The sequence below is a fragment of the Castellaniella ginsengisoli genome (assembly GCF_040955415.1).
GTDB classification, from domain to species: domain Bacteria; phylum Pseudomonadota; class Gammaproteobacteria; order Burkholderiales; family Burkholderiaceae_B; genus Castellaniella; species Castellaniella ginsengisoli.
This window is the reverse complement of the sequence record NZ_CP158257.1, coordinates 614,042-631,696: the sequence shown is the minus strand read 5'-3', so window position 1 is coordinate 631,696 and position 17,655 is coordinate 614,042. Positions and strand designations below refer to the sequence as shown.

The window sequence follows — 17,655 nt, the reverse complement described above, 5'->3', positions numbered from 1 at the left end:
CATGACTGAACGCCGCATTGATCTGGACATCGGTCTGGCCCGAAGCATGCCGGACCTGGGGCAGCAAGGTGCCGGCGCATCGCGCCGCGAGGCGTCCGATGCGGATCAGCGCGCTTTCGAGCAAGCCTTGGCGCAAGAGGGCGAAGCAGAAGCGCCGGCCGCGAAAACCGCCGGATCATCGGCCGAGGCGCCCAAGCCGTTCGCTTTGTTTCCTGGCGCGTTGACGCCTCCCGGGCGGCAAGAGCCGGCCGCGGCCCCGGCCGGCCTGGCGCAGACATTGAGCGAGGCGGCCGACCGCATGCTGGTGGGCGACGGCAGCAGCGGCCGGCGCGAGGTGCGCCTGGACTTGAAGGCCGAGGTGCTGCCGGGCGTGACCCTGTCCGTCTACGAGGAAGAGGGCAGCCTGGTGGCCGCGTTCGTGTGCGCCAGCGAGCCCTCGCGCGAAACCCTGAACCGCTGTGCGCAGGCGTTGGCCGAAGAGCTTGCCCAATCGCTCGCGCGCGCCGTGCGGGTGCGGGTCAGCACCGATGACCCCGAAGACCTTTGCCTGTTGGAGGCGGCCGCGGCCGCATGATGAAGATGGTTTCATGGATGCAATGAACACCTTGTCCCCCCGCAGCGCCGCCTTGCCGCGCTTGACGGCCAACCAGGCGCAGGCGTTGACGTTGGTTGCGGCCCACGGCTCGGATCTGAAGGTCGCGCTGCCGGCGCCTGAGGGTGCCGACGCCGCTTCCGGCGCCTGGCGCCTGGGCCTTGCGCCGGGGGCGCCCGACGCCTTGCGCCAGGCAGCCTCTTATCGGGCCGACCTGGAGTGGGCGGGCGCGGCCCTGCGCCTGAGCCTGCCGCCCGCCGCGCTGTCGGCCTGGGCCGATGCCCGGCTGCCGGATCTGGGGGCGGGAGAACTGCCCGAGGCATTGCGGGCAGCCGCCCTGGAGACCCTGCTGGCCGAGGCTGCGGCGGCGCTATTGCCGGTATCTCCGGGAGGCCCGGTGCGTGTGCTGGCCGAGCCCCGCGAGGCGGCGCTGCCTCATGCCTGGACCTTGGCCGCCCGCGCCGAGGCGCGCGGCGAAACGGTGCTGGCGGTGCTGGAGGCCGACGACCTGGGCCTGATGCTGCTGGCCGGGCTGCTGAGCCGGGTGCCGCCGGGCGGATCGGATGCGTGCGATGACGCGGCCCTGCCGGTACGCCTGCGCGCCGAGATCGGGTGCGCCGAGCTGCCGGCCGCCGAGCTGCGCGCCCTGGGCGCGGGCGACGTCGTCTTGCTGGACCAATACCTGGTCGGCCCCGAAGGCGAGCTATGGCTGGGCATTCCGCAGGGCCAGGGTCTGCGCGTGCGCGCCGAACATTCTTCTTATCTCGTGACACAAGGCTGGACACCACTCATGACTCAGACTGTTCCATCCGCCGAAGACGCACCGTCCGCCGAGCCGCTGGATCTCGACGCCGTGCCGGTGAAACTGACCTTCGATCTCGGTGACCGGGCTCTGTCGCTGGCCGAATTGCGTCAGTTGCAGCCGGGCGCCATATTCGATCTTCAGCGCCCGCTCACCGACGGCCCGGTCATGATCCGCGCCAACGGCGCGTTGATCGGTACGGGCGACCTGGTCGATGTGGACGGCAAGATCGGCGTGCGGGTCGGCGCACTGGGCCAAAGATCCCATGAGCGGTAATTTCGATCCCGTCAGCCTGGCCATTGCGCTGGCGCTGCTGGCGCTGTTGCCGCTGGCCGCCGTGATGACCACGTCCTTCCTGAAACTGGCGGTCGTGTTTGCGCTGGTGCGCAATGCCCTGGGCGTGCAGCAGGTGCCGCCCAATATGGCGCTCTACGGCCTGGCTGTGATCCTGTCGGTTTACGTCATGGGGCCGGTGGTGATGCAGGTCGGGCAGGAGTTGCGCGCGGTGAGTGCGCCGGCCAGCCAGTCCGCCGCCGCCGAATCCCGCAATGATCCCGTGGGCGCCATGCTCGATGCCGTGACGCGGGGCATTGAGCCGCTGCGCGGCTTCATGCTGAAGAACAGCCGGCCCGAGCAGCGGGATTTCTTCGTGCGCACCGCCCGGCATCTGTGGGGCGAGACCCAGGCGCGCGATCTGCGCCAGGACGACATGATCGTGCTGATCCCGGCCTTTCTGGTGTCCGAGCTCACGGCGGCGTTCCAGATCGGTTTCCTGCTCTACCTGCCCTTCGTCATCATCGATCTGATCGTGTCCAACATCCTGTTGGCGATGGGCATGATGATGGTGTCCCCGGTCACGATCTCCATGCCGCTCAAGCTCTTTCTGTTCGTCATGATCGATGGCTGGACGCGGCTGATCCAGGGCCTGGTCCTGTCCTATTCCTGAGGCGCGCATGGGTACCGTCGATATCGTCTCCTACATGACCCAGGCTTTGTACCTGACCCTGTGGCTGTCGCTGCCGCCGATCGCCGTGGCGGCCATCGTGGGGACGCTGTTTTCGTTGTTCCAGGCGCTGACGCAGATACAGGAGCAGACCCTGTCCTTTGCGATCAAGCTGATCGCCGTGTTCATCACCCTGCTGCTCACGGCGCGCTGGATCAGCGGCGAGCTCTACAACTACGCCGTGTCCGTGTTCGAACTGTTCCACAAGATACGCTGAGAACCAGGGTCTGTTCCTACTGATCAAGGAGTTGCGAAGACATGCTCACCGGCGCGGCCTATGCGGAAATCAACGTGTTCCTGGGGTCCTGGGCGCTGACGCAGCCCCGGCTCCTGGCCATGTGCGGCATGCTGCCCCTGTTCAACCGGCAGTTGCTGCCGGGCTTGCTGCGCTACGGCATCTGCGCCGGGCTGGGGCTGGTGCTGGTGCCCATGGTGATGCCGCGCTATGCGGAGATGGACCTGGGCACGGTCGGCCTGCTGCTGCTGATTGCCAAGGAGGTCTTCATCGGCCTGGTGATGGGCTTCATGGTGGCGATTCCCTTCTGGATCTTCGAGGCGGTGGGCTTCGTCGTCGACAACCAGCGCGGCGCCAGCCTGGGCGCCGTCATCAATCCGGCCACGGGCAACGATTCCTCGCCCCTGGGCATTCTGTTCAATCAGGCGTTCATGGTGTTTTTCCTGGTGGCCGGCGGTTTCACGCTGATGTTGTCGCTGCTCTACGACAGCTTCCGACTCTGGGACCTCTGGTCCTGGTCGCCGACCTTGCGCACCGATAGCATCCCGCTGATGCTGGACCAGCTCAGCCGTTTCATGCGCATGGTGCTGCTATTTGCCGCGCCGGCCATCGTGGCGATGTTTTTGGCCGAACTGGGTCTGGCCCTGGTCAGCCGTTTCGCGCCGCAGTTGCAGGTGTTCTTTCTGGCCATGCCCATCAAGAGCGCCCTGGCGTTGCTGGTGCTGGTGCTGTACATGAGCCCGCTGTTTGAGTATGCCGGCGATACGGTGCGCGGCATTCCCGGCATCCTGCCTTTCCTCGACGAACAATGGAGGCTTCCATGAGCGGAGAGAAGACCGAACAGCCGAGCGCCAAGCGACTGCGGGAATCCCGCGAAAAGGGCGACGTCGCGCACAGCAAGGATTTCACCCAGACCTTGCTGATCCTGGCCCTCTTCGGCTATATGCTGGGCAACGCCACGAACTTGATCGAATCGCTGGGCCGGATCCTGCTGGTGCCGGCGGGCCTGACGGGCATGCCCTTCGACATCGCACTCAAGACCGCGCTGGACGCCACCTTGCGCGAGGCCCTGACGCTGTTGCTGCCCTTCTTCCTGATCGTGCTGGGCATCGGCATGTTCAGCGAATTCCTGCAGGTCGGCATCGTGCTGGCTTTCAAGAAGCTGATTCCCTCCGGCCAGAAGCTGAACCCCGCGTCCAATCTTAAGAACATCTTCTCAAAGAAGAACCTGGTCGAATTCCTCAAATCGGCGCTCAAGATCATCTTTCTCTCGGTGCTGGTCACACTGGTGGTGCGCGATGCGCTGCCGCAGTTGATGTCGGTGCCGCATAGCGGCCTGGCCGGCCTGCAGACCGGGGTGGGCGGCATGCTGCGCACGCTGATCACCAACGTGGCGCTCGCCTACGTCATCATTTCCCTGGCCGATTTCGTCTGGCAGCGCATGCAGCATCGCAAGCAACTGATGATGAGCAAGGAAGAGATCAAGCAGGAATACAAGGAAATGGAAGGCGATCCCCACATCAAGGGCAAACGCAAGCACTTGCACCAGGAAATGGTCATGCAGGGCGCCGTCCAGAGCGCGCGCAAGGCCACGGTGGTGGTGACCAACCCGACGCATCTGGCGATCGCTCTCTATTACGACGAGGACGAGACGCCGCTGCCCGTGGTGCTGGCCAAGGGCGAAGGCGCGCTTGCGATGGAAATGATGCGCGCCGCGCGCGAGGCCGGTGTGCCCGTCATGCAGAACATCCCCCTGGCGCGGGCCTTGATGGCCGACGCCCAACTGGATCAATACATCCCGAGCGAACTCATCGAACCCGTCGCCGAAGTGCTGCGCCTGGTGCGCAAGCTGGCAGCGGAATCACCGGAGTAGAACGATGACCGTCCCATCCCATCCCCTGATCGCGCACTATGCCGCCCGCCATGGCCTTGCCGACGGCGTGCGCGCCGACGGACGCCTCACGATCCGGATCGACGACAAGTACCGCGTGCACCTGCTGGGGGCGCGCAACGGCTGGCTGGCGATCAGCGCGCGGCTGTGCTCATTGCCGTCGGACAGACTGGAGCGCGAACGGCTTCTTGCCGAAATCGGCCGGCAGGCCGCCGGCATGCTAAGCAATCATCCCTCGACCTGTGTGGTCGATCCGGACGAAGACGCCGTGTGGCTGCAACAAATGGTGCGTCCCGATACCGATGCCGTGGGACTGGACGAAGCCGTGGGCGACTTCGCCAATGCCCTGTCGTTCTGGACGAATGCGGTGCGTCGGGCGGCATGATGATCACACGATATACAGGAGCTGCTTTGTTTACACGTTGGATTCCCGCCTGCGCGCTGGCCTTGTGCCTGATGGGCACGACCGCCCGGGCCGCGCCGAACTGGCCGATGGCCGCCTACAGCTATTACGCCGAGGAGGAAAGCCTGCAGAGTGTCCTGCGGCAGTTCGCCGGGGGGTTCAGCCTGGCCCTGGAACTGGCCCCCGGCGTCACGGGCACGGTCAACGGCCGGTTCAACGCCGCCACGCCCACCGAGTTCATGGACCGGCTGGGCGGCGTGTACGGCTTCAATTGGTTCGTCTATTCGGGCACGTTGTTCGTCAGCCCCGCCAGCGCCATGGTGACGCGCTCGATCAGCGCCATGGGGAGCTCGATCACGGCGTTGCGCGATGCCTTGATGGAATTGGGCGTGCTCGATCCTCGCTTCGGCTGGGGAGAGCTGGATGACCAGGGGATCGCCCTGGTCTCCGGCCCGCCCGCCTATGTCAAGCTGGTGCAGAAAATGGTGGCGGCATTGCCGCTGGGCGCGGGTGGGCAGCAGGTGGTGGTATTCCGCCTGAAACACGCCTCGGTCAATGATCGCACCGTCAGCTACCGCACGGAAAGCGTTGTGACGCCGGGCTTGGCGACGGTTTTGCGCAATCTGATCCTGGGCTCGGGCTCCGGCGCCAACAATGAAACCCTGACTGCGGTGGCCGCGCCGCTGCGCGAGAATCCGCCGGTGTTCGCCGGCCCGGATGGCGAGACGAGTGGCGCCCCGGCTGCGCCTGCCGGAGGCGGCTCGACGGCGTCGGAGCCCCGGCGCCGCGCTTCGGGATTGCGGTTCCGTGAGCCGACGGTTCAGGCGGACCCCCGCTTGAACGCCATCATCGTGCAAGACATACCTGATCGCATCCCCATCTACCGGCAGCTCATCGAGCAGCTCGACGTGCCCAGCACCTTGATCGAGATCGAGGCGATGATCGTGGATGTGAACTCCGACAACGTCAGCGAACTGGGCGTGACCTGGGGGGCGCATGCGGGGAACGCGACCTTCGGCTACAGCGATTTCGGCCTCAGCCCCAGCAATGGACTGCCATTGGACAGCGCCGCCTCGCTGTCCCCCGGCACCCTGGGGTTGTCCATCAGCAATGTGCTGGCGGCCCGCCTGCATGCCCTGGAAACCAAGGGGGCGGCCAATATCCTGTCGCAGCCATCCATCCTGACGGCCGACAACATGGGCGCTCTCATCGATCTGTCGGATACGTTCTACATCCAGACCACGGGCGAGCGTGTGGCCACGGTCACGCCTGTCACGGTGGGCACATCGCTGCGCGTGACGCCGCGCTACATCGAGGGCAGCGGCGATCGGCGCCAAGTCGAGCTCACGGTGGACATCGAGGACGGCCGCATCCAGGATGAGCGCAGGATCGGCACGCTGCCGACGGTGCGCAAGAGCAGCATCAGCACGCTGGCCATCGTGAACGACGGGCAAACCTTGCTGGTCGGCGGCTATAACAGCAGCCAGGACAGCCAGCAGATCGACAAGGTCCCCGGGTTGGGCGACATCCCCTTGCTGGGTGCGCTGTTTTCCAGCAAGAGCAAGACCACGCAGCGCCGCGAGCGCCTGTTCCTGCTGCGGCCGCGCGTGGTGTCGATCGAGGGCCATCCCGTGGCGCCGCCGCGCCTGCAGTCCGGCGACACCGGTCCCGCCCTGAGCGCTACCTGGCCCGATCATGGCAAGCCCATGAGCGCAGGCGAATACCTCGATCTGATCCAGGGGCAGCAGACGCGCGTGCGCTTCGAAGCCGTGCGCGAGGCGGCGGTGACCGGCCCCGTGCGGGTCGGGTCCGCGTATGTCGAATCCAAAGCGTTGGGGGATGCCGACATGCCGCGCGGGGGGGCCGCCGCCGTGGCCGGCACGGCCGTGCATGTGGAGTTGCAGCCGGTCCGGTGAAACGGCAGGGCCGCGGACGGATGTCCTGCGGCCCGTTTTTCCGATGCCGGCCGGCGGGGTGCTAGAAATTCAGCGTCAAGCCTTTTTTCTCGAGCCTGTCGCGCAGCGCGGTGCGTGCCCGCGACAAGCGGCTGCGGACCGTGCCGATAGGAACCGACAGCAGGGCGGCCGCTTCCTCGTAGGACAGGTTGTCCAGCCCGACCAGCAGCAGGATGCTGCGCATGCTTTCGGGGAGCTCGTCCAGCGACTCCTGCAGCAGGCGCATGGATTGGGATTGTTCGGCGGCTTGCTCGGGCGTGACCGATTCGGAGGCCAAGTCGGCGAGGCCGCTGTCTCCGACAAAGTCGTAGCGGCGTTCCGGCGCCCGGGACAGATGGTTGCGGACCAGGTTCAGCGCGATGCCGTACAACCAGGTCGACAGCTGCGACTCGCCGCGGAAGGTCCGGTAGGATCGGGCGGCTTCGGTAAAGGCCTGCTGGGCGAGGTCTTCGGCTTCGCTGGTGTTTCCGATATGCCGGACGATGAAGCGTTGCAGGCGAACGCTATGCTCTTGAACCAGGTCGCGAAAAAGCCTTTCTTCGGCCGAGGCCGTTGGAGAGGCGGATGGCGCCAGGGCGTCATCAGGATCAAAAGAGGAACTCATGGAGAGACTCAGCGGCCAACACAGTTGCTGAAGCGACAGGCCCATGCCGTGAAGCTTAGCAACAAAGGTAAGTATGTTTATACCACTGATCTCAATGGGGTTAATCGCTGGATTTACCCCTAGAACACCGGATATGGGCGTTCTTGAAACATGCTGATACCACAAGCCGTTGAAGGCTTTGCCGGTGCTCAGCCTTGCCGCAGCAGGTCGCGCATCCAGCCTTGGGCCGTCTCGGCCGCAACCGGACTTTGCCCTTGGGCGGCCGCCTGATCGAAGCGAAGCTGCATGGCCGCATCGACCTCCTGGAGGCGCTGCGGGCTCAGGGAGGACGGGTCGATCGCCAGCGCACGGCAGGCGGACAGGAATCCGGCGCCCCGGGCGCTGGCAGAATGATCCAGCCGGGTCACGAAATCCACGCCCGAAAGCGCCTGGCTTGACGTCTGCGCCATGTCCAGCGCCTGCGACACCGCGCGCGAAGACAACGGCTTGCCGGGGCTGGGTTCCAGCCCCAGTTCGCGGGCAACGGCCTGGGTGATGCCGGTACCGTAGCTGTGCGCAAGCGCCTCGGTGAACAGGCGGGTCGTATCGACGTCGGGGGCGACCCAGGCGACGCTGCGCCCGCCGGGGGTCGTGCCGGTGCCCAGCACCTGCATGGATTGCCCCGAGACGGAAATATAAACGGCTTCGGATCCCAGCGCTGCGGTCTCGAAGTGTTCCAGGCTCGGGCTTCCTTGCGAGGAAAGCGAAGTGGTTGGGTTGATATTCATAAGAAAGACATGTTGGACGGACGGGGTGTCGGACCACATGCTAAAAAACCGGCACCGCACACTTGGTAACCAGGGTATCGGAAAGGTTCCACCCGTGCTGTACCTTGATCTTTCCAAGGTATCTTTTGCTTGCGCGCCCTCGCAAAGCCGGCCCGCGCGCCCGGGCACGGCGCGCCACCGGACGGTTGTTTCGCGTATGATAAGGGTCGGTTTCCTCGTCCATTCCAATCAGCCATGCCCTTTGCCATCGAAAAGTCCGGAACCGCGCTTATTTTCCAGCCCGAGGGTCTGATCAACAGCGCCAATGCCGCCGCCTTCGAGGCCGACCTGATGGCGCAGGTCGATAAAGGCGAGCAACGCATCGTACTCGACCTGGCTCGATTGGACTATATCTCCAGCGCCGGCCTGCGGGTCGTGCTGCTGCTTGCAAAAAAACTCAAGCAGGCCGGCGGCGCGCTGATCCTGTGCGACATCCAGCCCAATGTGCGGGAAGTCTTCGAGATCAGCGGTTTTCTGGCCATCCTGAAGGTCTGCGATACGCGCGCCGAAGCCGTCGCCGCGCTCAACTGAGGGTCAGCCCCGTGCGCATGGGCCGCCCGGGCCGATGCGGCAGGCCCGCCTAGGGGCGGCGTTCAGCACTCCACGACGTTCACGGCCAGGCCGCCGCGCGAAGTTTCCTTGTATTTCGACTTCATGTCGGCGCCGGTCTGGCGCATGGTCTCGATGACCGTGTCCAGCGAAACGTGGTGCTTGCCGTCGCCGTGCAAGGCCAGGCGCGAAGCGTTGATGGCCTTGTTGCCGCCCATGGCGTTGCGTTCGATGCAGGGGATCTGCACCAGGCCGCCCACCGGATCGCAGGTCAGGCCCAGATTGTGCTCCATGCCGATTTCCGCGGCGTTCTCGATCTGGGCCACGGTGCCGCCTTGCACGGCGGTCAGCCCGGCTGCCGCCATCGAACAGGCCACGCCCACTTCCCCCTGACAGCCGACCTCGGCCCCCGAGATCGAGGCGTTTTCCTTGTACAGGAAACCAATGGCCGCCGCCGTCAGCAGGAAATCCACCACGCCATCCTCGGACCAGCCGGGAACGAACGTGCGGTAGTAACGCAGCACGGCGGGCAGCAGGCCGGAGGCCCCGTTGGTCGGCGCCGTCACCACCTGGCCGCTGGCGGCGTTTTCTTCGTTCACGGCCATGGCGTACAGATTGACCCAATCCATGGCGAACATGACGTCGTCTTCCCGCTTCGGGCTGGCTTTCAACTGGGCATACAGTGCCGGGGCGCGGCGGCGGACCTTCAGCCCGCCCGGCAGGATCTCGTCAGTGACGGAGCCCCGCAGGCCGCAACCCCGGTCGATGGCGGCGTCCATCACCTGGGCGATGCGCAGCACCCCCGCGCGGACCTCCTCGGGCGTGCGCAGGGTGGATTCATTGGCCATCATCAACTGGGCGATGGTCAGGCCGTGCCGTTCACAGGCGGCCATCAGCTCGTCGCCCGTGGAAAAAGGGTAGGGCATCGGATCGTGCTCGGGCACGGTCTCGTCCGTCTCGATGCTGTCCAGCGCACGGATGAAGCCGCCGCCGATCGAGACATAGCGTTCGTCCAGCACGGTCGCGCCGCCGGCATCCAGCGCAATGAAGCGCATGCCATTGGGATGCTCCGGCATGGGCTTGACCCGCCCCGAAAAGGCCTGCTTGGGATCGAAATCAATCGTGTGGCTGCGCCAGAGGGTGATCTGGCGAGTGCGCGCCACGGCGCTGACCAGCGCGTTGATCGCGGCGGGATCGACTGTATCCGGGGCCTCGCCCATCAGGCCCAGCATGATGCCCATATCGGTGCGGTGCCCCGCCCCGGTTTCCGCCAAAGAACCGTAGAGCTGGATATTGAGGCTGGCGACCCGGGGCAGCAGCTTGCGGGCGTCCAGATTGCGGGCGAAGTTGCGGGCGGCGCGCATCGGCCCCACCGTGTGTGAACTGGATGGCCCGATGCCGATTTTGAAGATGTCGAAGACCGACAGCGCCATGATGGTTCTCCTGTGCGCGTAGACGGTTGGAGGGATGCCGAGGCGAGAGCCGGGTTGCTGGAACCTGCGCCCCCGCCCAGGTGCTTTGCTCCGATTCTAGTGATTTGGCAAATTCTTGATTGAATAAAAGCGACATAGCACATGAATATCATGCGCTATGATTCATTGAGCGATGGAGCACTCGCTTCATGAAGAAAAGTAAATCTGTTTTCTATAGAATAGAAACGACCTGAAATAGGTTTTAGATGAACAGAGACGACATTTCAGTCCGCATAGGTTTCGTCCTGCTGCCGCAGTTCACCATGGGGGCATTTGCCGCGTTTGCCGATCTGCTGGGATCGCTGGACGCCCAGACCGACACCGCCGGCCCCTGCGCATGGGAAGTGGTTGCCGACACCCTGATTCCCGTGCGCTCGGCCAGCGGCATCCAGGTCGTGCCGACCGATCTGCTGGGCGATCCCTTGCGGTTCGACTACGTGGTGCTCGTGGGCGGCCCGCTGGCGCCGGCGGCCGAGGCCGGACCGGCGCTGGCGGCCTGGCTGCGCCAGGCGGCCCGGGGAGGGCGCCACCTGGTGGGGCTGTGCAATGCCGTCTATCCGCTGGCGCGGGCCGGCGTGCTGGCAGGCCATCGGCTGTGCGTAGGCGGCGACCAGTACCGCGATTTCACGGACCGCTTTCCCGCCAGTGCACCCGAGCGGATCGTCACCGAACGCCCGGCCGTGTTCGACCGCCGGCGCATCACCTGCGCCGGCGGGGCCGCCGTCACCGACGTCGCCGCGCGCATCCTGCGCCGCCACCTGCCCGAGGCCGACGTGCGCCGCGCCCTGCGCTGCCTGCAGTTCGAGGCGGGCGGCGCGCCAAGCGGGCAGATCCAGCCCCCGCCGCCCGGCATCCCCGCCGACAGCCCGCCCGCCGTGCGCCGCGCCGCACTGGTCATCGAGCAGTACGCCGGCCAGATCCCCGGCCTGGACGACCTGGCGGGGCGCCTGGGCTTGTCCGCCCGCCAGTTGCAGCGCTTGTTCCGCCAGCACCTGGACACCACGCCGCAGGCCTACGCCCGCGGCGTGCGCCTGCGCCAGGCGGCCTGGATGCTGCGCCACACCGACAAGACCATTGCAGCCATCGCCTCGGATTGCGGTTTTGCCGATGCCGCCCACATGGGGCGGGCCTTTCGCGCCATCCACGGCATGGCGCCCGGCGCCTGGCGGCGAGCAAACGAGAAAAACACCGTATAATGACGATCCTTTTCCGGTGCGATGCTCTATCGCGCCGACCCTGCCCGGGTGGTGAAATTGGTAGACGCAGGGGACTCAAAATCCCCCGCCGCAAGGCGTGCCGGTTCGATTCCGGCCCCGGGCACCACTCTCAATCCCCCGCCGCAAGGCGTGCCGGTTCGATTCCGGCCCCTTCGTATAAATAAAAAGCTTGGGCTAAATTCCTGCCGGAGCGATGAGCGGTAGATGCTTTGGCATGGATTCCTCTACAGATCACTCGCATAACAACGGGCCAGGTCGGGGTCGTTGGACCGTGCAAGCAAGCCGTCGCGCAGGGACAAGGCCAGCGGCGTCAATGGCCGGCGCCGCAGACGAAGCAGGTAATAGGGCGAGACGCGGATGTCGTGAGGCAGGTTCAGCACGGAAAAACCCGCCCCTATTGGGGGCTGAATCAGCAATGAGGCCACCTCCTGCACCATGGGGGTGACCGCATCGCTTTGGGCCAGGTAGGCCATGCTCAGCAGGGCCGAAGGGCTGCTGACGACATTGTGCGGTTCGGGTAATCCCACTTGGGCGAATGCATTCACTATCGCTTCTCGAATCGGCGCTCCGCGCTGTTGCATGATCCATTCGTAACTGGATAGTTCTGTCAGCGTCACGACGTGCGCGCGGGCCAGGGGGTGGTTGGCGCGGGCCACGATCACGATTCTTTCATCGCGCATCGGCGTAATTTCGAAAGCATGGCTGTCGAATTCAGGCAGGATGCGGGCCAGCACGAAGTCCATTTTCCCCGCCATCAACTGGTGCAGCAGGTCACGCGATGGCATGACATCGACGGAGATCTCGGCGCGGGGCGCGGTGGACTTGATCTCTCGGATGGCTGCGACCAGATGGCTCACGGCCGGCCCGGTCACCGCCCCCACGCTGACCGAACCCGCCAGGCCCTGCTGCAGCAAATCCACATCCGCCACCATGCTGCGCATCTCGCGCAGCACCACCTCGACCCGGCGCAGGACGGCACGCCCCTCCTGCGTCGGTTCCATCCCCTTGGGCCGGCGGACGAACACGGGCGCCCCCAGTTGCCGCTCGACTTCAGCCAGCATGCGCGAGGCGGCAGGCTGGGTCACGGCCATGGCGTCCGCCGCCAGCTGTAATTGTCCATGGGTCGCAATTTCCGAGAGCAAGTGCAATTGCGATGGCTTGAGCCACCTGGCTGGATGTTTATTCATATCCATTTTGCTATGTTAAATGATGAATATATTATTTTACCGTTATGTCAGTGGATTGCTACCATGCTTGCAAGGCCCGGTGAGAGGCCAATGCGGCGGTATTCCACCAGCCGGCTACAACCAGGAGGAAGACATGCTTTATAAGAAGATAGCGCTAGCATTGCTGGCAACCCCCCTTATTGCTTCGGGCGTTCAGGCTCAGACGGTCGGCATTTCGATGCCGACCAAGTCGTCGGCACGCTGGATCGCGGACGGTCAGTCCATGGTCGAGCAGTTTCAGGCGGCCCACTACAAGACCGATCTGCAATATGCCGAGGATGACATCCCGAACCAGTTGTCGCAGATCGAGAACATGATCACCAAGGGCGCCGATGTTCTGGTCATCGCCGCCATCGATGGCACCACACTGTCCAACGTACTGGAGAATGCCGCGGCAGCCGGCATCCCGGTCATTGCCTATGATCGCCTGATCCGCGAAAGCCCGAACGTGGATTACTACGCGACTTTCGACAATTTCAAGGTGGGTGTTCTCCAGGCCACCAGCCTGGTCAATGGCTTGAAGGCCCGCTTCGGCAGCGTGCATCCGTGGAATGTGGAGTTGTTCGGTGGCAGCCCGGATGACAACAATGCCTACTTCTTCTACGACGGCGCCATGTCGGTGCTGCAGCCGTTGATCGATGCGGGGGATATCGTCATCCCTTCGGGTCAGACCGGCATGGACCGCGTCGGCACGCTGCGCTGGGATGGGTCGGCTGCCCAGGCGCGCATGGATAACCTGCTGTCGGCCAACTACACCAAGCAGGCCGTGCACGGCGTTCTGTCGCCCTACGATGGCATGTCCATCGGCATCCTGTCTTCGCTCAAAGGGGTGGGCTACGGCTCGGGCGGCCAGACGATGCCGATTGTGACGGGGCAGGATGCCGAAGTGCCTTCGATCAAATCCATCCTGGCGGGAGAGCAATACGCCACTGTATTCAAGGACACTCGCCGGCTGGCGGCGGTGACGGTCGGCATGGTCGATGCCCTGCTCAAAGAGGGCGAGCCGGAAATCAACGATAAGACCACCTACGAGAACGGTGTGAAAGTCGTTCCCGCCTATTTGCTGGATCCGGTGCCCGTGGACGCTTCCAATTGGAAAAGCGTGCTCGTGGATTCGGGTTATTACAGCCTGGATCAGGTTCAGTGAGCCGTGCGTGCCCATACATTCCACGCATCGGGGGACACCATGATGCCGTTACTGGAGATGCGCGCCATCACCAAGGCCTTTCCAGGGGTCAAGGCGCTCGATCAGGTCAATCTGCAGGTCAGGGAAGGCGAGATCCATGCCATCTGCGGCGAGAACGGTGCGGGCAAGTCGACGCTGATGAAGGTGCTGTCCGGCGTCTATGCGGCGGGCAGCTACGAAGGTGAAATCGTCTACGAAGGCGAGGTGGCCCGTTTTCGTTCCATCCGTGACAGCGAAGCCTGCGGAATCATCATCATTCACCAGGAACTGGCCCTGGTGCCCTTGCTGTCCATCGCGGAAAACATCCATTTGGGCAACGAGCGAGGCCGGTATGGCTGCGTCAACTGGGCCGAGGCGTTTCAGGCGACCCGGGAACTGCTCGATAAGGTCGGGCTGAAAGAAGCGCCCGGCACTCGTGTGGAGACGCTGGGCGTCGGCAAGCAGCAATTGGTCGAAATCGCCAAGGCACTGTCGCGCAACGTCCGGCTGCTCATCCTGGACGAACCCACCGCCGCGCTATCGGAAACCGACAGCCAGGCCTTGCTGGACCTGCTGCTGGATCTCAAGGCCCAAGGCGTGACGTCGATCATCATTACCCACAAGCTCAACGAAGTGCGCCGCGTGGCCGATCGCGTCACCGTGATCCGCGATGGCGCCAGCATCTCCACGCTGGATGCCGGGCGCGAAGCTATCACAGAAGATCGCATCGTGCGTGACATGGTGGGGCGCGATATGTCGCATCGTTACCCGGCACGTGAGCGGCGATGCGGCCCGGTCGCCATGGAGGTCGACCACTGGAACGTCTGGCACCCCGAGTATCGCGATCGCCAAGTCATCCGGGATTTGTCGATGCGGGTGCATGCGGGCGAGGTGGTCGGTATTGCGGGGCTGATGGGGGCGGGACGCACGGAGCTGGCCATGAGTCTGTTCGGCCGTTCCTGGGGCAGCCGCATCACCGGCAGCGTCTTCATGCACGGCAAGCCTGTCGACACGTCGTCCGTGCCTCGTGCCATTGCCGCCGGCCTGGCCTATGTCACGGAAGACCGCAAGAGCCTGGGCCTGATCCTGGAGGAAACCATCCGGTGCAATACGACGATGGCCCATCTGGAGGCCGTCGCTTCGTGGGGCGTCATCAGCGGTGCTCAGGAAACCGCCGTCGCCGAGCAATACCGCCAGGCCATGCGCATCCGCACCCCTTCGGTCTTTCAGAAGGTCGCGAATCTGTCCGGCGGGAACCAGCAAAAGGTCGTGCTTTCGAAGTGGCTGTTCACGGCACCCGAGGTGCTGATCCTGGATGAACCCACACGCGGCATCGATGTGGGGGCGAAATACGAAATCTACGGAATCATCAACGACTTGAGCAAGGCCGGGAAAGGTGTGGTCATGATCTCCTCGGAGCTTCCCGAGCTGCTGGGCATGTGCGACCGCATCTATGTCATGAGCGAGGGGGCTTTCGTCGGTGAAGTGTCCGCGGACGAGGCTTCGCAAGAACTCATCATGTCATTGATCGTCAGGAAATAGGAGCATCATGAACCGCTCGGAAACACTCAATCCGCCGAATCGGATCGGCGCCTATCTGGCGCAGCACATGCGCGATTACGGCCTGATATTCGCCCTGATCGCCATCATGGCCTTCTTCCAGGTGGCCACGGACGGTACGCTGCTGCGGCCGGTCAACATCACGAATCTGGTCCTGCAGAACAGCTACATCATCATCATGGCGCTGGGGATGCTGCTCGTCATCATCTCGGGCCAGATCGATTTGTCCGTGGGCTCGATCATGGGTTTCATCGGCGCGCTGGCCGCCATGATGATCGTCCCCTACGAAATGCCCGTGGGCCTGACCATCGTCACCTGTCTCTTGTGCGGCATGCTGATCGGCGCCATCCACGGCTACTTTGTGGCTTACTGGAGGATTCCGTCCTTCATCGTCACGCTGGCGGGCATGCTGATCTTTCGCGGCCTGTCGCTGTGGCTGCTGGAAGGTCAATCGGTCGGGCCGTTTCCGCGCAGCTTCCAGGCGCTTTCCACGGGTTTCATCCCCGATTTCATCGGCCCGGGCCGTCCCAACCTGACGGCGTTCATCGCCGGTCTGGCCGCCGTGCTGCTGATCTTGTGGCAAGGCCTGCGCGGGCGGGCGCACAACGCCCTTTATGGCATCGAGGACGAACCCATCGGGCTCTTTCTGCTGCGCAATGCCTTGATGGCTGCGGCCATGCTCTTCATCGGCTGGAAGCTGGCCTCGTTCCGAGGCCTGCCCAATGTGCTGGTATCCATGGTGGTCCTGACCGCCATCTATTTTTTCATCACCGAGCGCACCGTCATTGGCCGGCGCATCTATGCGGTGGGCGGCAATGAAAAAGCGGCCAAGCTGTCCGGGATTCGCACCGAACGCCTCACGTTTCTCACCTTCGTCAACATGGGCCTGCTGGCGGCCCTGGCCGGTCTCATCTTTGCCGCCCGGCTGAACACGGCCACGCCCAAGGCGGGATTCGGCGTCGAACTGGACGTCATCGCCGCCGTTTTCATTGGCGGCGCTTCGATGTCCGGCGGGTCCGGGCGGATCATGGGGGCTGTCATCGGCGCTTTCATCATGGGCGTGATGAACAACGGCATGTCCATCATCGGCATCGGCATCGACTACCAGCAGGTGATCAAAGGGCTGGTCCTGTTGGCGGCCGTATTTTTCGATGTTTACAACAAGAACAAAGGAGCATAAGCATGATGCTGCTTTCCCAGATCCGCCGGGGCAACGGCGAACGGGCCGTGGCGGCCCGAGAAGGGCGAACGGCCTGGATCGTGCCCGAAGCTGACTCGATCTATGCGCTGGCCCGGACTGCTTTGGCTGAGGGCCGCCTGCTGGAAGAGGAGATTGCGGCGCGTGGCAAGGGCGAGCCTGTCGATCTGGCGCGCGCGCTGGCCGAGGGGCGCTTGTTGCTGCCCATCGATCATCCCGATCCGGCGCACATGCATCTGACCGGAACCGGGTTGACCCATCTGGGCAGTGCGTCCACACGCAATGCCATGCATGCCAAGAGCGATCCGGAAACCCTGACCGACAGCATGAAAATGTTTCGCATGGGCATGGAGGACGGCAAGCCGCAGCCCGGCCGGATCGGGGTGCAGCCCGAATGGTTCTACAAGGGCAATGGGCACACGGCCGTTGCCCCGGGCGCGATCCTGCGTTCACCGGGCTTTGCGCTGGATGCGGGAGAGGAGCCCGAAATCGCCGGCATCTATCTGATCGCACCCGACGGGGTGCCCCGCCGGCTGGGTTTTGCGCTGGCCAATGAATTTTCCGACCACGTGACCGAGCGGGGAAACTACCTGTGGCTGGCCCATTCCAAATTGCGGCCCGCCAGTTTCGGCCCTGAACTGCTGCTGGGCGGCTTGCCCGCCCATGTCGCCGGTACCAGCCGCATCTTGCGCCAGGGCCAGGTGCGCTGGGAAAAACCCTTCGTATCGGGCGAAGACAATATGTCCCACAGCCTCGGCAACCTGGAGCATCACCACTTCAAATACGACGTGTTCCGCCAGCCGGGCGATGTGCATGTGCACTTCTTCGGCACGGCCACGCTGTCCTTTGCCGACGAGATCCGCGTGGATCACGGCGATGTCTTTGAAATCGTCTCGCCGGTCTTCGGCCTGCCGCTGCGCAACCCTCTGGAGCAGTGTCCCGCCGCAACCCGCCCTGTCCAGATCGAACGACTTTGA

Annotated in this window: 18 protein-coding genes and 1 tRNA gene; 15 read left to right on the top strand and 4 right to left on the bottom strand. The window is 64.3% G+C overall.

All coding sequences use genetic code 11. The features are described from left to right. Nucleotide 1: 1 nt before the first annotated feature. The 8 genes from ABRZ00_RS02990 (at nucleotide 2) to sctC (ending at nucleotide 6,842) form a co-directional block, all read left to right on the top strand. Nucleotides 2-574 (top strand): type III secretion HpaP family protein, encoded by a 573-nt coding sequence (locus tag ABRZ00_RS02990; RefSeq protein WP_368644426.1) that lies wholly within the window; start codon nucleotides 2-4, stop codon nucleotides 572-574. 13 nt (nucleotides 575-587) lie between these two features. Then, nucleotides 588-1,670 carry a type III secretion system cytoplasmic ring protein SctQ gene (gene sctQ / locus ABRZ00_RS02985; protein WP_368641189.1) on the top strand — a complete coding sequence of 361 codons (1,083 nt, stop codon included), beginning with the start codon at nucleotides 588-590 and terminating at the stop codon, nucleotides 1,668-1,670. Then, entirely contained in the window at nucleotides 1,660-2,340 is a 681-nt protein-coding gene (gene sctR, locus ABRZ00_RS02980; RefSeq protein WP_368644425.1) for a type III secretion system export apparatus subunit SctR, read from the top strand. The genes sctQ and sctR overlap by 11 nt, the downstream gene beginning before the upstream one ends. Before the next feature lie 7 nt (nucleotides 2,341-2,347). After that, a complete protein-coding gene (gene sctS / locus ABRZ00_RS02975; RefSeq protein WP_368641191.1) occupies nucleotides 2,348-2,614 on the top strand; it encodes a type III secretion system export apparatus subunit SctS in 267 nt (88 codons plus the stop codon). Between the two features lie 41 nt (nucleotides 2,615-2,655). Further along, nucleotides 2,656-3,456: a type III secretion system export apparatus subunit SctT gene (sctT, locus tag ABRZ00_RS02970; protein ID WP_368641192.1), complete on the top strand. Its 801-nt coding sequence runs from the start codon at nucleotides 2,656-2,658 to the stop codon at nucleotides 3,454-3,456. Beyond that, the gene (gene sctU / locus ABRZ00_RS02965; RefSeq protein WP_368641193.1) at nucleotides 3,453-4,505 is read left to right on the top strand and encodes a type III secretion system export apparatus subunit SctU; all 1,053 of its coding nucleotides are present in this window, start codon (nucleotides 3,453-3,455) and stop codon (nucleotides 4,503-4,505) included. The genes sctT and sctU overlap by 4 nt, the downstream gene beginning before the upstream one ends. A 4-nt stretch (nucleotides 4,506-4,509) precedes the next feature. Next, a complete protein-coding gene (locus ABRZ00_RS02960; protein WP_368641194.1) occupies nucleotides 4,510-4,908 on the top strand; it encodes a CesT family type III secretion system chaperone in 399 nt (132 codons plus the stop codon). Nucleotides 4,909-4,979: 71 nt separating this feature from the next. Further along, nucleotides 4,980-6,842: a type III secretion system outer membrane ring subunit SctC gene (gene sctC, locus ABRZ00_RS02955; RefSeq protein ID WP_368642804.1), complete on the top strand. Its 1,863-nt coding sequence runs from the start codon at nucleotides 4,980-4,982 to the stop codon at nucleotides 6,840-6,842. Nucleotides 6,843-6,903: 61 nt separating this feature from the next. Here sctC and ABRZ00_RS02950 read toward each other — a convergent pair whose 3' ends face one another. Next, nucleotides 6,904-7,485: an RNA polymerase sigma factor gene (locus ABRZ00_RS02950; RefSeq protein ID WP_368641195.1), complete on the bottom strand. Its 582-nt coding sequence runs from the start codon at nucleotides 7,483-7,485 to the stop codon at nucleotides 6,904-6,906. Between the two features lie 188 nt (nucleotides 7,486-7,673). Further along, the gene (locus ABRZ00_RS02945) at nucleotides 7,674-8,252 is read right to left on the bottom strand and encodes a hypothetical protein (RefSeq protein WP_368641196.1); all 579 of its coding nucleotides are present in this window, start codon (nucleotides 8,250-8,252) and stop codon (nucleotides 7,674-7,676) included. Between the two features lie 234 nt (nucleotides 8,253-8,486). Here ABRZ00_RS02945 and ABRZ00_RS02940 point away from each other — a divergent pair, with 234 nt between their 5' ends. After that, on the top strand, nucleotides 8,487-8,822 hold the full coding sequence (locus ABRZ00_RS02940) for an STAS domain-containing protein (RefSeq protein WP_368641197.1): 336 nt from the start codon (nucleotides 8,487-8,489) through the stop codon (nucleotides 8,820-8,822). A 62-nt stretch (nucleotides 8,823-8,884) separates the two neighbouring features. On the opposite strand, the gene ABRZ00_RS02935 is transcribed toward ABRZ00_RS02940, so the two are convergent. Then, complete coding sequence (locus ABRZ00_RS02935) at nucleotides 8,885-10,273, bottom strand: L-serine ammonia-lyase (protein ID WP_368641198.1); 1,389 nt, start codon at nucleotides 10,271-10,273, stop codon at nucleotides 8,885-8,887. Nucleotides 10,274-10,518: 245 nt separating this feature from the next. Here ABRZ00_RS02935 and ABRZ00_RS02930 point away from each other — a divergent pair, with 245 nt between their 5' ends. Both ABRZ00_RS02930 and ABRZ00_RS02925 read left to right on the top strand, forming a co-directional pair. Then, the gene (locus ABRZ00_RS02930; protein WP_368647825.1) at nucleotides 10,519-11,508 is read left to right on the top strand and encodes a GlxA family transcriptional regulator; all 990 of its coding nucleotides are present in this window, start codon (nucleotides 10,519-10,521) and stop codon (nucleotides 11,506-11,508) included. A 42-nt stretch (nucleotides 11,509-11,550) separates the two neighbouring features. Beyond that, a tRNA-Leu gene (locus ABRZ00_RS02925) sits at nucleotides 11,551-11,635 on the top strand. Nucleotides 11,636-11,753: 118 nt separating this feature from the next. On the opposite strand, the gene ABRZ00_RS02920 is transcribed toward ABRZ00_RS02925, so the two are convergent. Beyond that, on the bottom strand, nucleotides 11,754-12,716 hold the full coding sequence (locus ABRZ00_RS02920; RefSeq protein WP_368644423.1) for a LysR family transcriptional regulator: 963 nt from the start codon (nucleotides 12,714-12,716) through the stop codon (nucleotides 11,754-11,756). 133 nt (nucleotides 12,717-12,849) lie between these two features. Here ABRZ00_RS02920 and chvE point away from each other — a divergent pair, with 133 nt between their 5' ends. The 4 genes from chvE to araD1 are packed head-to-tail and all read left to right on the top strand — an operon-like array spanning nucleotide 12,850 to nucleotide 17,655. After that, a complete protein-coding gene (gene chvE, locus ABRZ00_RS02915; protein WP_368641201.1) occupies nucleotides 12,850-13,902 on the top strand; it encodes a multiple monosaccharide ABC transporter substrate-binding protein in 1,053 nt (350 codons plus the stop codon). 39 nt (nucleotides 13,903-13,941) lie between these two features. Next, nucleotides 13,942-15,462: a multiple monosaccharide ABC transporter ATP-binding protein gene (gene mmsA, locus ABRZ00_RS02910; RefSeq protein ID WP_368641202.1), complete on the top strand. Its 1,521-nt coding sequence runs from the start codon at nucleotides 13,942-13,944 to the stop codon at nucleotides 15,460-15,462. Between the two features lie 7 nt (nucleotides 15,463-15,469). Continuing rightward, on the top strand, nucleotides 15,470-16,660 hold the full coding sequence (gene mmsB, locus ABRZ00_RS02905) for a multiple monosaccharide ABC transporter permease (protein WP_368641203.1): 1,191 nt from the start codon (nucleotides 15,470-15,472) through the stop codon (nucleotides 16,658-16,660). Between the two features lie 5 nt (nucleotides 16,661-16,665). Continuing rightward, nucleotides 16,666-17,655, top strand: a complete 990-nt coding sequence (gene araD1 / locus ABRZ00_RS02900) for an AraD1 family protein (protein WP_368642805.1) — start codon at nucleotides 16,666-16,668, stop codon at nucleotides 17,653-17,655.

What these genes read in the sequence shown, in the direction of transcription:
- ABRZ00_RS02990 (WP_368644426.1), top strand. Translation starts at nt 2, where the DNA reads ATGACTGAACGCCGCATTGATCTGGACATCGGTCTGGCCCGAAGCATG.
- sctQ (WP_368641189.1), top strand. Translation starts at nt 588, where the DNA reads ATGGATGCAATGAACACCTTGTCCCCCCGCAGCGCCGCCTTGCCGCGC.
- sctR (WP_368644425.1), top strand. Translation starts at nt 1,660, where the DNA reads ATGAGCGGTAATTTCGATCCCGTCAGCCTGGCCATTGCGCTGGCGCTG.
- sctS (WP_368641191.1), top strand. Translation starts at nt 2,348, where the DNA reads ATGGGTACCGTCGATATCGTCTCCTACATGACCCAGGCTTTGTACCTG.
- sctT (WP_368641192.1), top strand. Translation starts at nt 2,656, where the DNA reads ATGCTCACCGGCGCGGCCTATGCGGAAATCAACGTGTTCCTGGGGTCC.
- sctU (WP_368641193.1), top strand. Translation starts at nt 3,453, where the DNA reads ATGAGCGGAGAGAAGACCGAACAGCCGAGCGCCAAGCGACTGCGGGAA.
- ABRZ00_RS02960 (WP_368641194.1), top strand. Translation starts at nt 4,510, where the DNA reads ATGACCGTCCCATCCCATCCCCTGATCGCGCACTATGCCGCCCGCCAT.
- sctC (WP_368642804.1), top strand. Translation starts at nt 4,980, where the DNA reads ATGGGCACGACCGCCCGGGCCGCGCCGAACTGGCCGATGGCCGCCTAC.
- ABRZ00_RS02950 (WP_368641195.1), bottom strand. Translation starts at nt 7,485, where the DNA reads ATGAGTTCCTCTTTTGATCCTGATGACGCCCTGGCGCCATCCGCCTCT.
- ABRZ00_RS02945 (WP_368641196.1), bottom strand. Translation starts at nt 8,252, where the DNA reads ATGAATATCAACCCAACCACTTCGCTTTCCTCGCAAGGAAGCCCGAGC.
- ABRZ00_RS02940 (WP_368641197.1), top strand. Translation starts at nt 8,487, where the DNA reads ATGCCCTTTGCCATCGAAAAGTCCGGAACCGCGCTTATTTTCCAGCCC.
- ABRZ00_RS02935 (WP_368641198.1), bottom strand. Translation starts at nt 10,273, where the DNA reads ATGGCGCTGTCGGTCTTCGACATCTTCAAAATCGGCATCGGGCCATCC.
- ABRZ00_RS02930 (WP_368647825.1), top strand. Translation starts at nt 10,519, where the DNA reads ATGAACAGAGACGACATTTCAGTCCGCATAGGTTTCGTCCTGCTGCCG.
- ABRZ00_RS02920 (WP_368644423.1), bottom strand. Translation starts at nt 12,716, where the DNA reads ATGAATAAACATCCAGCCAGGTGGCTCAAGCCATCGCAATTGCACTTG.
- chvE (WP_368641201.1), top strand. Translation starts at nt 12,850, where the DNA reads ATGCTTTATAAGAAGATAGCGCTAGCATTGCTGGCAACCCCCCTTATT.
- mmsA (WP_368641202.1), top strand. Translation starts at nt 13,942, where the DNA reads ATGATGCCGTTACTGGAGATGCGCGCCATCACCAAGGCCTTTCCAGGG.
- mmsB (WP_368641203.1), top strand. Translation starts at nt 15,470, where the DNA reads ATGAACCGCTCGGAAACACTCAATCCGCCGAATCGGATCGGCGCCTAT.
- araD1 (WP_368642805.1), top strand. Translation starts at nt 16,666, where the DNA reads ATGCTGCTTTCCCAGATCCGCCGGGGCAACGGCGAACGGGCCGTGGCG.